This is a genomic window from Methylomonas sp. EFPC1, assembly GCF_016925515.1.
Classification (GTDB): Bacteria; Pseudomonadota; Gammaproteobacteria; order Methylococcales; family Methylomonadaceae; genus Methylomonas; species Methylomonas defluvii.
Genome location: NZ_CP070494.1, coordinates 3,494,745 through 3,508,173, shown reverse-complemented (window position 1 = coordinate 3,508,173; position 13,429 = coordinate 3,494,745). Strand labels below are relative to the sequence as shown.

12 protein-coding genes are annotated in these 13,429 nt (G+C 52.9%); 3 read left to right on the top strand and 9 right to left on the bottom strand.

Going from position 1 to position 13,429, the window contains the following annotated elements:
• Positions 1–53: 53 nt before the first annotated feature.
• From JWZ98_RS16130 to JWZ98_RS16085, 9 genes are all read right to left on the bottom strand, one after another.
• The gene (locus JWZ98_RS16130) at positions 54–803 is read right to left on the bottom strand and encodes a flagellar brake protein (RefSeq protein WP_205450900.1); all 750 of its coding nucleotides are present in this window, start codon (positions 801–803) and stop codon (positions 54–56) included.
• Between the two features lie 339 nt (positions 804–1,142).
• On the bottom strand, positions 1,143–1,505 hold the full coding sequence (locus JWZ98_RS16125; RefSeq protein ID WP_033155499.1) for a roadblock/LC7 domain-containing protein: 363 nt from the start codon (positions 1,503–1,505) through the stop codon (positions 1,143–1,145).
• Positions 1,506–1,515: 10 nt separating this feature from the next.
• Complete coding sequence (locus JWZ98_RS16120) at positions 1,516–2,079, bottom strand: protoglobin domain-containing protein (protein ID WP_205450894.1); 564 nt, start codon at positions 2,077–2,079, stop codon at positions 1,516–1,518.
• Positions 2,080–2,706: 627 nt separating this feature from the next.
• Positions 2,707–4,722 carry a pentapeptide repeat-containing protein gene (locus JWZ98_RS16110; RefSeq protein ID WP_205450884.1) on the bottom strand — a complete coding sequence of 672 codons (2,016 nt, stop codon included), beginning with the start codon at positions 4,720–4,722 and terminating at the stop codon, positions 2,707–2,709.
• An 84-nt stretch (positions 4,723–4,806) separates the two neighbouring features.
• A complete protein-coding gene (creC, locus tag JWZ98_RS16105; RefSeq protein ID WP_205450877.1) occupies positions 4,807–6,237 on the bottom strand; it encodes a two-component system sensor histidine kinase CreC in 1,431 nt (476 codons plus the stop codon).
• The gene (gene creB, locus JWZ98_RS16100; protein ID WP_205450875.1) at positions 6,234–6,917 is read right to left on the bottom strand and encodes a two-component system response regulator CreB; all 684 of its coding nucleotides are present in this window, start codon (positions 6,915–6,917) and stop codon (positions 6,234–6,236) included. Before creB ends, creC begins: the two co-directional genes overlap by 4 nt.
• Positions 6,918–6,921: 4 nt before the next feature.
• A complete protein-coding gene (locus tag JWZ98_RS16095; protein WP_051669659.1) occupies positions 6,922–7,338 on the bottom strand; it encodes a DUF350 domain-containing protein in 417 nt (138 codons plus the stop codon).
• A gap of 2 nt (positions 7,339–7,340) precedes the next feature.
• Positions 7,341–8,471, bottom strand: a complete 1,131-nt coding sequence (locus JWZ98_RS16090; RefSeq protein ID WP_101054964.1) for a glutathionylspermidine synthase family protein — start codon at positions 8,469–8,471, stop codon at positions 7,341–7,343.
• Between the two features lie 2 nt (positions 8,472–8,473).
• Positions 8,474–9,676: a hypothetical protein gene (locus tag JWZ98_RS16085; RefSeq protein ID WP_101054966.1), complete on the bottom strand. Its 1,203-nt coding sequence runs from the start codon at positions 9,674–9,676 to the stop codon at positions 8,474–8,476.
• A 531-nt stretch (positions 9,677–10,207) separates the two neighbouring features.
• Between JWZ98_RS16085 and JWZ98_RS16080 the strand changes: the two genes are divergently transcribed.
• The 3 genes from JWZ98_RS16080 (at position 10,208) to JWZ98_RS16070 (ending at position 13,397) form a co-directional block, all read left to right on the top strand.
• A complete protein-coding gene (locus JWZ98_RS16080) occupies positions 10,208–11,020 on the top strand; it encodes a formate/nitrite transporter family protein (RefSeq protein ID WP_101054968.1) in 813 nt (270 codons plus the stop codon).
• Positions 11,021–11,095: 75 nt separating this feature from the next.
• On the top strand, positions 11,096–11,539 hold the full coding sequence (gene cynS, locus JWZ98_RS16075; RefSeq protein ID WP_101054970.1) for a cyanase: 444 nt from the start codon (positions 11,096–11,098) through the stop codon (positions 11,537–11,539).
• A 19-nt stretch (positions 11,540–11,558) separates the two neighbouring features.
• A complete protein-coding gene (locus tag JWZ98_RS16070) occupies positions 11,559–13,397 on the top strand; it encodes a bifunctional protein-serine/threonine kinase/phosphatase (protein WP_240348021.1) in 1,839 nt (612 codons plus the stop codon).
• Positions 13,398–13,429 lie beyond the last annotated feature (32 nt).

Here is a 13,429-nt window from a genome sequence, read left to right as displayed (position 1 = left end):
TTGAGCCTAGCTAAACTTGGAGATTAACGGAAACCGGGCGGTTTAGCGCCGATTCAATGACTCTCGATGTTTTTCAGCATCCGTTCGATAGATTGCATGTAGATCTGCACACTACTCTCAAAAGTCGGCGAAATGGCGGTAAATTGAAAACCTATGCGATGCGCAGTGCTTATCGTATTGGTTTTGACGTCGATACTGTATTTGGCGTGCATCCCAACGTCGGCGTGGTGGTGTTCGTGGTCTTGCAGAAATAAGGTGCAACTGACGACTTCAACACTAAGCAATTCCTGTTGCAAATCATGGTCCGGATTCAATAAAGCCAGTCCGCACAAGCCAATATCGATCAGTTTGAAGGTTTTAACGACAGATGTTTGTTCGCCATCCGCACCGCTTAGCTTAAAACCGAATTGACAATACGTGCCGGCATGCGACTGCGGCACTTTCACCCGGTAATAATTGCGCCGTTGCCGCCAGTACAGTCTATCGGGCAAGGGCATGATTAGTACCGCACCATGCGTGCTTTGCGCCAGTTTGATGTTCACCCCCTGAAAAGCCGCATCAATCCCATCCACCTGCGTAAAGAAATGCGCGCGCTTGCTCAGTAACAAACGGTCCGTCAATTCCTGGGTGGGCGCAATGTCTATCGCCAAGGTATTGTGTTTAGGGTCGATTTGCACAATCGCAGTTAAAAACGCCTGATTATCCGCGCCATAGCGAGCCGACAAAATGCAATTACGCTGCTGGATCTCCGTTAAACAATTGACAATCTGTTTCGGGCTAAAAATCGCGTAGTCGTTTTCCATTGCTAGTGATCATCGGTTTTGCAAATATGCGGAAAATATACGTTAAAAACCGGATTGTTGCCTTGTTGGAAATAAGGAGGGGCTTAAGCTTTTTAGGGCGGGGACGTTTAGGTCTAGTGGGTGCAACGCTGGAGCAATGAGTGAGTGACTATGTGACAAAACCAGGCTAAGTTGTCAGGGAAGCATAGCGCGCACCTTGATCTATCTAGCTTTGGTATTGACATCCCCTGAGAGCGGTAAAGGTATTTGAAGGCGGGGATCGACTGCCTGATGCGGAAAACAGTCTGACCGGTGGTAAGACGAGGTGACGGGCGTAATCCCGTCACTCCAATTCAATCTTTACAGCATCTCCGCGATCTGAACCGCCGCTCGCTTAACATCAAGAAATATCAAGCCCAATTTGGCCGATGACTTGGTTAAAACGGTGAGAACACCCTCAGAACCGGCATAGGTCATTAACACATAGCCGGCCTTACCTTTGATCAGCACTTGCTCCAACTCGCCTCTCGCCAGCTCTTGCGCAGTCCGGTCACCTAATGACAACATGGCGGCGCTCATCGCGCCTACCCGGTCTTCGTCCATGGAAGCCGGTAATACCGAGGCCATCATTAAACCATCAGTCGATATCACGCCACTGGCTTCGATGTCGGCCGATGAACCATTCAATTCCGTCAAAACAGATATTAATAAATCCGCGCGCATAGTGATCTCCTTATTTGTCTCTGTAGGCCAAGGCCAGATTGGTGAATAACGTGCGACTCATGCCGGAAATTTTCAAAAACTTTTCCAGTTCTTCCGCCAGGCTCGAGGCTTGATAGGATTGCTGCATCACCAGCAATGAAAAGCCGGTTACCGAGTTAACTGCGGCAATCGTCCGAGCGCAATATTGCTTATCGTCACCAAAGGTTTCAACTATCAGCGTGAAAAGACGGTTATTGATCAAAGTCATCGCTCCGGCCATGAATTCGACAGGCAATTTAACCTTGACATGCACATCACCGACCTTGAACATCTGTGCGGTAAAGTCTTTATCATAGGGGCCTGTGAATAGCCCTTCCATCCATAGGCGGTGGGTTTTTTTCAAACCCTCGACTCGTCCTTCCAGAAACGAAGCCGTTTCCGGTATGGTGGCCAACTGTTGATAAAATTCGTCGGTTACCGCCGCCAGATACGGCTTAATTTGCGACCCAACCTCTAGCAACAAAGCTTCCTTATCGGGGGTAAACCCGCTAAACGATTTGCCGTATACGGTCAGCTTTTCGAAATCCAGTGACATTAAACACTCTCCTCGTGAACTAAAAAAAATGCAGCCGACTTTATAGGGGTGTTTTTACTGCGGCCGCATGGTCTTGCTAGTTAGACTCAGCGAGGAAAGCATATACCAGGTTTTTTTTTGGGTATTTTTCTGCGTTGCTTATTTGCGGTTTATGAGAATTGGCTCGCAAACCATAATGTTATTAATTTTTCGAGCGTCTATCGCCAAAGCATTGTGCTTAAGGTCAATTTGTAGCATTGCGGTTAAAACCGCTTGATCATTAACCGCATAGCGAGCGGACAAAATGCAATGACGCCGCGGGATTCCCGTTAGGTAATTGATAATGTGTTTTGGGCTGGAAATCGCGGAATTGTCTTCCATTGATAGTGATCGCCGGTTTTGCAAATATGCGGAAAATATACGTTAAAAACTTGATTGTTGCTGACTGGAAACAAGTGATGTTTAGGGCGGGTTGGCGATAGTGGTTGCGTGACAAATGGAAGCTAAATTGTTAGGGAACACTTCGCGCACTCTAGCCTAAAAGGCTGTGAGGGGACCTAAGCGAGCATCGAGCGTTTGTTTGATGAATTGGATTCGTTGGGGGCGTTAACTGCGGATGGCTTTTGCTCAGTTGTGGGTCACGGCAGCTTATTCGCACAACTTAGCGCCAGCGGCAAGCGGATCGAATCCTTCCGGCCATTTACTCTTAACGTCGAAACACAGGCCTGTAAGCTTCGCTTCTTCCAGATTCGCCGAGGAAAAATCCACCTCTCTCAGCTTTGCGTTGGATAAATCGGCATGGGCAAATGAAGCTTCGGTAAAATTCACTGCCGTAAAATGGGCATTGGTGAGATTGATGTATTCGAAGTTAGCTTTTTGATAGCTTCCGCCTTGAATATCCAAACCGATCAGCGTGGCATGCGAAAAATCGCTGTTGTCGAAATTGGATTGCCAGAACCAGAACCCCGAAAACTCTTGATTTGCAAAGAAGGAGTTCTGTGCATTCAGATTTTGCACTATCGGCCCTCTCCGAAAGGGATAGCCGCCAAGTGATTTCGTTTTCGGAGGCATTCCTTCGCAATTGGTCCAAACCGGAAAAACCGGCAAACTGGTCAAATCTAAATTGCTAGGCAGTTTGGTGCGACAATCAGCAATAACAGCCACACCCCAATCAACATGACTAAGGTTCGCCTCCGATAAGTCTACGCCTTGTAGATTAGTCATTTCCCCTGACATGATGCTGTTAATATTTGATGCCGCAACTCCGAAAGCCGTGCCGTCGATATTAGTGCTGCGGAATGTCGAGCCACGCAAATCAGCGCCTCTCAAGTCCATGCCCGATAGATCTTGATTCAAGAATCGTAGGTTTCGAAGCTTGGCTTGTATTAAACTCTTACCGTTTAGTTTCGCGTTTTTGATTGAAGCACCTTCAAAGGAGGCGTGTTCCATATTGGCTTCTGAAAAATTGGCATTATCAAGGATGGCGTTGTCGAAGTTGGCTAAAACCAAGTCGGCTTCGCTAAAGTCGATATGCTCAAGATCGGCGTGATTAAACTGTGTTTCATATGCGCTTTTCAGGTTACGGAATTTCGCATGATTGAGTTTCGCTCGCGAGAAGTTACAAGCGCGCATATCGGCTTCAGAAAAATCCGAGTTTGTTAAGTCGGCGTTTGAAAAATCGATTCCGTTGAGCTTCGCTCCACGAAAATTCGCGCCCACCAAATTCAAACTGGCAAAAGAAGGATGCATCGACTCATTTTTGTACCCGCTAAAGTCTCTGTCCTTGCCCAGTTCTTGGGTTCTACCAAGTTTTAACAATGCCAGAGTTTTTCCATGTCTAGCAGCATTATTCTGTTTATCCAGCTTTTGGATAGACTGATAGTCTGACAAAGCAAGCTCATATAGCGCTTGTTTATACCGAGCATCGGCACGGCCCTCCAAAGCTTTCAGGTCTTTGGGCCTAAGCTGGAGTAAACGGCTAAACGCTGTTTCCGCAGCGTCGTAATCCTGGTAATGCACAAAGAATGCGCTTTGTTTTCGTAATAGCTGCAGATTATTGGGTTGCTTCCGTAAAGCTGCGGCCAAGGAATGTCTTTTATTACGATAAGCTTCAATCGCTGTCTGAAAGCGCTTATCCCCCTGACTATCGGCCGATGCATAAGGAATCATCGTACACCTGTTGGTTCCGAATCCGTCCCTAAGATTGCCACCAGCAAACACTGTGATTTCCTGACCAACCGTAAAGTTCGTGCCGCAACTCACACCATCACTTGGCATGTATTCTATATTGACCTCATCGACTTCAGGTCCTTTATAAGAAGTCGTCAACTTAAATTTGGCGCGTCTTCCGAAACCCCGTTCAGGTAGTGTGGTGATATCGTATTCGCCAGCTAAGGCTTTCGGCACGACCTTTTCAACCGATACCACCGTGCCTTTGAAAATCATTGTGCTGGATTGGAGATATTCTTCCGGTGTTGGATGCCAACAGCTACAAGCGAGTGCCTGAGTTGGTATTGTCGCCAAACCCAAAACCCATGCCACAAGGATCACATTTGCTGGCTTGCCATGCTTGTCTGATCTTAGGATACGAATATTCTTTATTGCTATTGTGGCTTTTAGCAGACGGACATTGAAATTGACGACTGCAATTATCGATGTTTTCATTTTTCTTCCTTATGATTAGCCAGAATTCAGGAGTTTGGAATAATGGTCAGACAAAGGTAAATTGGTCGTCGATTGCGCTGTTTCTCAATCACTTGCCGACAAATTCAACACCGCCTCAGCCCCGCCGCCCGCGACATTGCCGACTTTGATCTCGCCGCCATGCAACAAAGCCACTTCCTTAACGAAGGCCAAGCCTAACCCGGTGCTCTTTCGGCCATTGTTGGGGCGCGGCAGGGAATAGAAGCGTTCGAACACACGTTCCAGCGCGTATTCGGGGATACCGGGGCCGTGGTCGCGGATGCGCAAGATGATTTGCTTGCCGTCGCGGCGGCTGTCGATTTCGATCGTCGAAGCGGCGGGCGCGAAGGCCAATGCGTTATCCAGTAAATTGGAGATGGCCTGCCGCAATAAAAATTCCTCTCCCAGTACCGGTAGCGCCTCGTGCAGCGATACGGCGGTTTGCAGACGCAGTTGCAGCAGTTGTGGGATTTTTTCGGCCAGGACGCTATTAAGCAATTCGCCTAAATCCAATAGCTGTGGATCGGATAATTGCTGGCGCTGCTCTAACTCCGCCAGCCCCAATAGGCGTTCGATTAACTGGTCCAGGCGCTCGGCTTGTTCGCGGGCGTTGCCGGCGAAGCGGCGGCGGTCGGCGTCCGACAGCGGTTCTTCCAGCAATTCCGCCGCGCCGCGGATAGCCGCCAGCGGGCTTTTCATTTCGTGAGTCAGGGTTTGTACGTAGCGCTCAACGTATTGTTTGCCTTCCAATTCTTGGCGCATGGTTTCCAGCGCGTGTGCCAGCGTGGACAATTCGACGCTGCGCAATTTGGGCGGGCTGGCTTTGCCGCCGGACGCCACGCTGCGGGCGTAGCCGACCAGTAAATCGATGGCGCGGGTCAAGCGCCAGTTGAATATCGCGCCGAATAGCAAAGCGCCGCCGAACAGCCAGAAGGCACCGCGTTGTATAGCATTCTTGCTGGCGTCGACGATGGGTTGCAGTAGGGCGGTGGGGTAGGCGACGGTGACCACGCCGATCAATTTATCGCCGTCGCGCACTGGTGCCGCGACATGCATGGTCGAACTGGTCTTGTCGCCGGGATGGGCTTGCGAGGAACGCGCGCCGTATTGGCCTTGCAGGGTTAGATACACATCGTTCCAGCGCGAGTAGTTTTCGCCGATTGCCGTTCCGGCCGAATCAAATTGGACGATGCCGGCCGCGTCGGTGACGTAAACCCGGTAATCCAGCGTTTGTTTCGGAAAGCCGAAGATGGTCGCGGATACCGGCCGTGTGCTATAGCGCTTGACCGCTTGAGCGAAATGGCCGTCGGCGATGCTGCCTTGCCGTAAATCCGGCGCGGCCAGTTCGGCCAGCAGGTTGGCGGTATCGACCAGGCTGGCTTCCAGCGCGGTACGCACGCCGGGGCCGATCTGCTTCACCACCAGCATTAACACCAGTTGCCCGGTCACGGCCACCAGCAGGAAATAGCCTAAAAACAGCCGTACCGATAACTTCATCGGCTTTGCAAGCTATAACCCAAGCCGCGATGCGTGCGTATCGGATCTTGGTCGGCGGCGGCCAAGCGTAGTTTGGCGCGCAAGGTTTTGATATGGGTGTCGACGGTGCGGTCGAACACGTCGCCGGGGTCTTGCCAGATTCTTTCCAGCAGTTGTTCGCGGGAGAAAATCCGCTCGGGGTGTTCGATGAATAGTTTCAACAACAAAAATTCGTAACGGGTTAAATCCAGTAACTGCCCGCAATAGCGGATGCGACCGGCTTGGCTATCCAGGTCAAAAGGCGAGTTTGGTGCCGGTGTTGGATTGGGAGCTCCCAGTCTGCGCAGGATTACGCCCACTCTGGTCGCGACTTCGCGCGGGCTGAACGGCTTGGTGATATAGTCGTCGGCGCCGATTTCCAAGCCGACGATACGGTCGATTTCGTCGCCGTGCGCGGTCAGAAAAATCACCGGAATATCCGAAAATCGACGCAACTGCCGGCACAAGTCAAAGCCGTTACCGTCCGGCAGGCCGACATCGAGAATCACCAAAGAGAACTCGGTGGATTGCAATCTGACCAAGGCGGTTTGCAGTAATCCGACGTGCTCGGTTCGGTAACCGCTGCTGTTCAGCACATAAATCAAGGTGTCGGCAATCGCCGGTTCGTCTTCGACGATTAAGATGCGTTTGCTGGCAGTCACGGCGTTAATAAGTCATGCAGGCCGCGCTTAATAAGCCCGCCGCGAGCGCGAAGCCGGCCAGGACGATGGCGGGTCCCAGTTCGTCGTCGGCAATGCGTTTGCACAGGTCCGCGAAAGCCAGCCGCAGTCCAACAAATACCAGCACTTGCAAAAATAAAGCAATACCGGCCCAAATCAACATATCGATAAACGACACGCTGTTGGCGACGGCGCCGGACAGCGCCAACACAAAGCCCAGCAGCGCGGCGCTAAACGCCACGGCCGGCGCGGTTTTACCCTCGCGGATTAGTTTAAATTCCGCGTACGGCGTAATCCACAGATAACAAAAAGCAAACGCGCCGGTTAGCGCGGCGGCCGCGATGAAATGCAGAAAAAAGCCGTTGGCGCCGGCCAGGATGTGAGAGAGGTCTAGCGATTCCATAGTCAATTCTCGACGAAATAATGCGGGATGAAGCGGCTATTGTTGCCGGTGATTTCGGTTTTGTCTTCACGGATGCCGATGCCGGCGGGTTGATCGGCGATGATCCAGGAGCCGATCACCGGGAAATTGCCGCCAAACTCGGGCAGCGGGGTATAGCGTTGATAAATGCAGGACTCGCCCCCGTAACTGCCGCCGGTTTCGACGAGGCTGGCGCCCCGGCGAATCTGGATATTGGCGCCTTCCCGGGAATACAGCGGCTTGCGTACATAATCGCCCAGTAGCGGTCGGTCGGCGAAACTGGCCTCCAGCAGATTGGGGTGGCCGGGAAACAGCTCCCACAAAATAGGCAACAGGCCTTTGTTGCTGAGCAGTAGTTTCCAGGGCGGTTCCAGCATCGCCGGTTGGGCTTGCGGCAGGTAAGGGCCAAACTCTTCTTGCAACAGCCATTCCCAGGGATAAAGCTTGAACAATGCGCGAATCGTGGCTTGGTTCAGATCAACAAAGCGGTGCCCGCTGGCGTCCCAGCCGATTTGTTCGATAGCCAGACGTTGGGTTTGCAGGCCGGCTTGCACGGCGGTATCGCGCAGATATTCCAAGTTGCCGCTGTCCTCGTCGCTGCTATCGACGCCGGCAAAATGCAGGCTGGGCTGGCGCTGCCGGTAATCTTGCCAAAAGCCGAGCAGTTTTTCGTGTATCGAATTAAATTGATCGGCGTCCGGATAGCAATCCCGCAACCAGAACCATTGCACCACGCCGGCTTCCAGCAGTGCGGTGGGCGTGTCGGCGTTGTATTCCAGCAATTTGGGTTGGCCGCTGCCGTCCCAGGCCAGATCGAAGCGGCCGTAAACGCTGGGTTCGCGGCGTTCCCAGGAGTCGACGATATAAGGCACGGCCCAATCCGGAATCAACAATCGCTTGAATAACTTGCGGTCGATGATGGCCTGCACGGCTTGTAGACACAGTGCATGTAATTCGGCGGTGACGTCGTCGAGCATATCGATCTGGCTGGCCGTGAACCGGTAACAGGCCGATTCGTCCCAATAAACATCGCCGTCCAGGGTGTGATAATTCATCCCCACGGCTTCCACCCGCTGCTGCCAATCGGCGCGGGGCCTTAGTTCGATCCGTTGCATGCTTAGCCGCCGAAAGAACTGTGCGAACCGCCGAAGAAGCCAAAGCCGCCGCGCCTGACCGAACTATGGCTGTCCGGGCTGCCGTTGCCGCTATAACGGGAGCTCGAGCCGCCGCCGTGGCCACCGCTGCTTCGGCATTCAATAGGATTGCCCTGGTCGTCGACGCAATCTTGTTGGCGGATCCGAAAATCGTCCGGGTTCCCGTGATAATTGGCTAGCGATAAGCCGCCCAATAACGCCAAGGATACCTGCATGGAACGCCGAGGGACTGCCGCTTGCACCGGCCGGGTTTCCGGTGCGGCTTGCAACACGCTTTCCCAGGTGGATAGCCGAGGATAAAAGTCGTAGTGATAAAGAGCGCCTATCGACAACAGCAGATAAAAATCCAGCCGGTTACCGCACAGCAGAAACAGCGGTAAGCCCAACCAGGCCACGCCATTGGCTATCAATGCGGAACGGAAGGCTCGCTGATGGGCCTGTGCGACGCGCACCGTATAGTTCGAAACGCCGATGGGCGGCTTGGCTAGCGTTTGCAATAGCGGATAGGCCGCCAAGGCGATGGCAACAAACAACAAGCGCACCGGCCAGGCCGGCAATTGGGGCGCGTAACCGGCAAATAGCGGATATTGCCAGTGCAGCATCGTTGCATAAATCACGTACACCAGCAGATAGACGCCGGTCAGCACGGCCATGAAACGAAAGGATGACACCGCTTTATCGAACTCCACGCAGACGGCGCTATTGCTGCTCAACGGGCTGCTGGAGAAACTGCCAAGCCGATAGATGTTACGTCGATACGAATCCACCCATAGTCGCAGCTCTGGAGACAAAAAATTGCCTGCTATTTGAATGGACTCGCGTTGGTTTTTGTTAGAGCCGTGAAAAAAGCGCCAGGATTTCGCATTTCCTTGATCCTGGCTATCAGTCACCAGCAAGGCATGGGTTGGAATGGTGGTTTCGCCGATCCAGCTGCGTTTGACGATTTTGTCGGGATACAGCGTAATCGATTGAGTCGATACGATGCCAAGCAGCGCCCAAGCGGCATAAGCGCCGAATAAAATAAAACTAACTTCGACGATGAAAAAATTACTTAGAAATCCCGCCCAAGCCATTAGGCAGGCCAGCGCAAATCCCAGTAGAGCAAGCAGTTGTCTCCAAGCGCTGTAAGTAAGAACCAGTTTTTTATTAAGCGACGACGATGGCATAGGCTCGGCTAAATAGGGCGATGGAATTAGATGCTGGATAATCGTCGGCGAAGCATAGCCGCTACTCGATGTTTTTGCTGAAAATAGCCGCGAGTGGCCGGTTGCGGGAAGCGGATTGCTGATACTGGCTTCGTATCTGTCTCCGGGCTTGTCTCAGATTGGTGTTTTCCTGTTTTGGTGCGGTGGCAGTCCGTTTTGGTGCGCGATGCGGGTTTGGGTTGCTGAGGTTGGCAACAAAAAGCTAGGTCAGCCTGCATTCAAAGCGCTGGCACAATCCGTGCTGGAATTTACCCGGTGCAATGGCGCACCCTCGGTTCCCTTCAACAACGGCGTTGAAACGTTGCTGGTTTTATAACCCGCAATACTGTTTGCTCGGCCGTTGTCCTGCTTTTATCCCTTCAGGACTTTCGCTGACCACAAACACGCCGTTTCCAAGGGAGCTTTAGCTTGCGCATACAGGCTTATTTAAACGAATGTCGGTGCTTGATAACCACCGACATTCAAGTCCTTCCCACAATTTAAAGGTGAGTTATGTCCTATCTGATCCCTTCGGAATTCGTCACAAAGATGGTCGATGCCGGTGAATCCAAAATTTTCATGTCTACCCGCGACACCTTAATCCGCGCTTACATGGCCGGCGCGATCCTGGCGCTGGCGGCGGTATTTGCGGTGTCGATTACCGTGCAAACCAACTCGCCGATCTTTGGGGCGATTTTGTTCCCGGTTGGTTTTTGCATGTTGTATTTGTTGGGTTTCGATTTGCTGACCGGCGTGTTCGTATTAACGCCGCTGGCCTGGTTGGACAAGCGCGCCGGGGTGACGTTGAGCGGCGTGCTCAGAAATTGGGGCTTGGTGTTTTTAGGCAATTTTCTCGGCGCGTTGACGGTGGCGGTGATGATGTCGGTGGTCTTTACTTACGGCTTCTCCGTGGAACCGGACGCCGTCGGCAAAAAACTGGCCGGCATCGGCGAAGCGCGAACCCTGGGCTATGCCAAATACGGCATAGCCGGCTGGATGACCATTTTTATCCGCGGCATGCTGTGTAACTGGATGGTGTCTACGGGTGTGGTGGGCGCGATGATTTCCACCTCGGTCAGCGGTAAAGTGATCGCGATGTGGATGCCGATCATGCTGTTCTTCGGCATGACCTTCGAACACTCGGTGGTGAACATGTTTTTGTTTCCCTCAGGTTTGATCATGGGCGGCAATTTTTCGATCATGGATTATTTTGTCTGGAACGAGATCCCCACCGTGTTGGGTAATCTGGTCGGCGGTTTGGCGTTTACCGGTTTGACGCTGTATTCCACGCATGTCAAAACCGCGCCGAAGCGCTCTTTCAACTAAGCGCCAAGCGATCCGGCCCCGATGCCGCTGAGCACGGGGTTTTTTCTCGCTGTTAACCAAGCTAAGGAGTTAAAGATGACACGCAACGAAGTGACCGAATTGGTCGTTACGCAAAAACTGGCCAAGCAATTGAGCTGGGCACAACTGGCCGAAGCGATTGGTTTGAGTAAGGAGTGGACCACCGCCGCATTGCTGGGGCAGATGACCCTGAATGCCGAACAAGCCGCGATCATTGGTGCGTTGCTGGAGCTGCCGCCCGCGGCTATCGCCCAACTGCAAGTGGTGCCTTACAAAGGTTCGTTGCCCAGCGCTGTGCCGACCGATCCATTGATTTACCGTTTCTACGAGCTGGTGAATGTCTACGGCACTACGTTTAAGGCTTTGATCCATGAAGAATTCGGCGACGGCATCATGAGCGCCATCGACTTTAGTATGGATTTGCAGCGTGAACCCGATCCGAAAGGCGACCGGGTTAAGATCGTCATGAGCGGGAAATTTCTGCCTTACAAGAGTTACTGAGGCTGTTTTGCTGTAAGCCATGTCCGGGAAATTAAGCATCACCGTCGGCCAATATTCCGACAAGGGCCGCAAGCCGCTGAATCAGGATTTTCATGGCATGTATATCGCCAAGGAACCGCAGTTAAGCGCCAAAGGCATTGCTATAGCCTTGGCTGACGGCATCAGCAGCAGCGAGGTTAGCCACATCGCCAGTCAGGCGGCGGTGACCGGGTTTTTGGCGGATTATTTTTGCACCTCGGAAGCTTGGTCGGTGAAGAAGTCGGTGCAACGGGTGCTCACGGCCACCAATTCCTGGCTGTATGCGCAAACCCGGCAAAGCCGCGATTGCTACGATATGGATCGCGGTTATGTCTGCACCTTGAGTGCGCTGGTGATTAAATCCGCCACCGCACATCTGTTTTCTGTGGGCGACACGCGGATTTATCGGGTAAGCGGCGACGAACTGGAACAGCTGACTCACGACCACCGTTTGTGGCTGTCTCAGGAAAAAAGCTATCTGAGCCGGGCCATGGGCATGGACTCGCATCTGGAAATCGACTATCAAACGCTGACCGTCAGTTTGGGCGATCTGTTCTTGCTGGCGACTGACGGCGTCTACGAATACGTCAGCCCGCGCTTCGTTACCCAAACCCTTCGCCAAGCCGGTGACGATCTGGACGCTGCCGCAAAAAACATCGTCGAGGCGGCCTACGCAAATGGCAGCAGCGATAATCTGACCGTGCAGATTGTGCGTATCGACCAACTGCCGCTACCCAGCGCCAACGAGTTGTATCAGTCCTTGACCGATTTGCCGTTTCCGCCGCCGTTGGACGCCAGAATGGAGTTTGATGGCTATACCATCGTCCGGCAATTGCATGCCAGCAGCCGTAGCCATATCTACTTGGCGGTGGACAACGACACCCAGGCCCAAGTGGTGCTTAAAACCCCATCCATAGACTTGCGCGGCGACCCGGCGTATTTGGAACGCTTTCTGATGGAAGACTGGATTGCCCGGCGCATCAATAATGCTCATGTGTTGCAGCCGTGCGCGCAGACGCGCAAGCGCAATTTTCTTTATGTGGCGACGGAATTTATCGACGGCCAGACCCTGAAGCAATGGATGATCGATCACCCACAACCGGACCTGGAAACCGTGCGTGGCATCGTCGAACAAATCGCCAAAGGCTTGCGCGGCTTTCACCGCCTGGAAATGCTGCATCAGGATTTGCGGCCGGACAACATCATGATCGACAGCACCGGCACCGTGAAAATCATCGATTTTGGTTCGACAAGAGTGGCAGGTGTGCTGGAAATGGGTACGCCTATAGGCCATCAGCATATGCTCGGTACCGCGCAATACACCGCGCCGGAGTATTTTCTGGGCGAGCCGGGCACGGTGCGCTCGGAGCAGTTTTCCCTGGCGGTGATTACCTATCAAATGCTGACCGGCAAACTGCCTTACGGGGCGGAAGTGGCGAAATGTAAATCAAGGGCCGCCCAAAACAAACTCAGTTACGACGCCAGCTTGTATCGCAACCGGGATATTCCGAGCTGGGTGGATGATGCGATCCGCAAGGCCGCGCATTCCGATCCGTATAAGCGCTACGAAGATTTATCCGAATTCATTTTTGACTTACGCCATCCCAATCCGGCGTTTTTGACCAAAACCGGTCCGGCATTGCTGGAACGCAATCCGGCGGCGTTCTGGAAGGGCGTGTCCTGCATATTGGCGGGGTGTATCGCGGCCTTGTTAATCGGGCAATCCGCAAATACCGATCAAGCCGAGTCTGTTAGCTGCGCCCGGAACAGCCGGGTGGAACAGGGTGGCCGGTCCCCCGCGCCTGCGGCAAACAGGGCCGGGTCACCCCACACTCGCTAGCCTGCCCATCGGTATCGCCGGCCCGAATTTGA

Excerpts from the sequence above, each read along its gene's own strand:
- JWZ98_RS16130 (WP_205450900.1), bottom strand. The coding sequence starts at position 803 with ATGGAAAACGACTACGCGATTTTTAGCCCGAAACAGATTGTCAATTGT.
- JWZ98_RS16125 (WP_033155499.1), bottom strand. The coding sequence starts at position 1,505 with ATGCGCGCGGATTTATTAATATCTGTTTTGACGGAATTGAATGGTTCA.
- JWZ98_RS16120 (WP_205450894.1), bottom strand. The coding sequence starts at position 2,079 with ATGTCACTGGATTTCGAAAAGCTGACCGTATACGGCAAATCGTTTAGC.
- JWZ98_RS16110 (WP_205450884.1), bottom strand. The coding sequence starts at position 4,722 with ATGAAAACATCGATAATTGCAGTCGTCAATTTCAATGTCCGTCTGCTA.
- creC (WP_205450877.1), bottom strand. The coding sequence starts at position 6,237 with ATGAAGTTATCGGTACGGCTGTTTTTAGGCTATTTCCTGCTGGTGGCC.
- JWZ98_RS16095 (WP_051669659.1), bottom strand. The coding sequence starts at position 7,338 with ATGGAATCGCTAGACCTCTCTCACATCCTGGCCGGCGCCAACGGCTTT.
- JWZ98_RS16090 (WP_101054964.1), bottom strand. The coding sequence starts at position 8,471 with ATGCAACGGATCGAACTAAGGCCCCGCGCCGATTGGCAGCAGCGGGTG.
- JWZ98_RS16085 (WP_101054966.1), bottom strand. The coding sequence starts at position 9,676 with ATGCCATCGTCGTCGCTTAATAAAAAACTGGTTCTTACTTACAGCGCT.
- JWZ98_RS16080 (WP_101054968.1), top strand. The coding sequence starts at position 10,208 with ATGTCCTATCTGATCCCTTCGGAATTCGTCACAAAGATGGTCGATGCC.
- cynS (WP_101054970.1), top strand. The coding sequence starts at position 11,096 with ATGACACGCAACGAAGTGACCGAATTGGTCGTTACGCAAAAACTGGCC.
- JWZ98_RS16070 (WP_240348021.1), top strand. The coding sequence starts at position 11,559 with ATGTCCGGGAAATTAAGCATCACCGTCGGCCAATATTCCGACAAGGGC.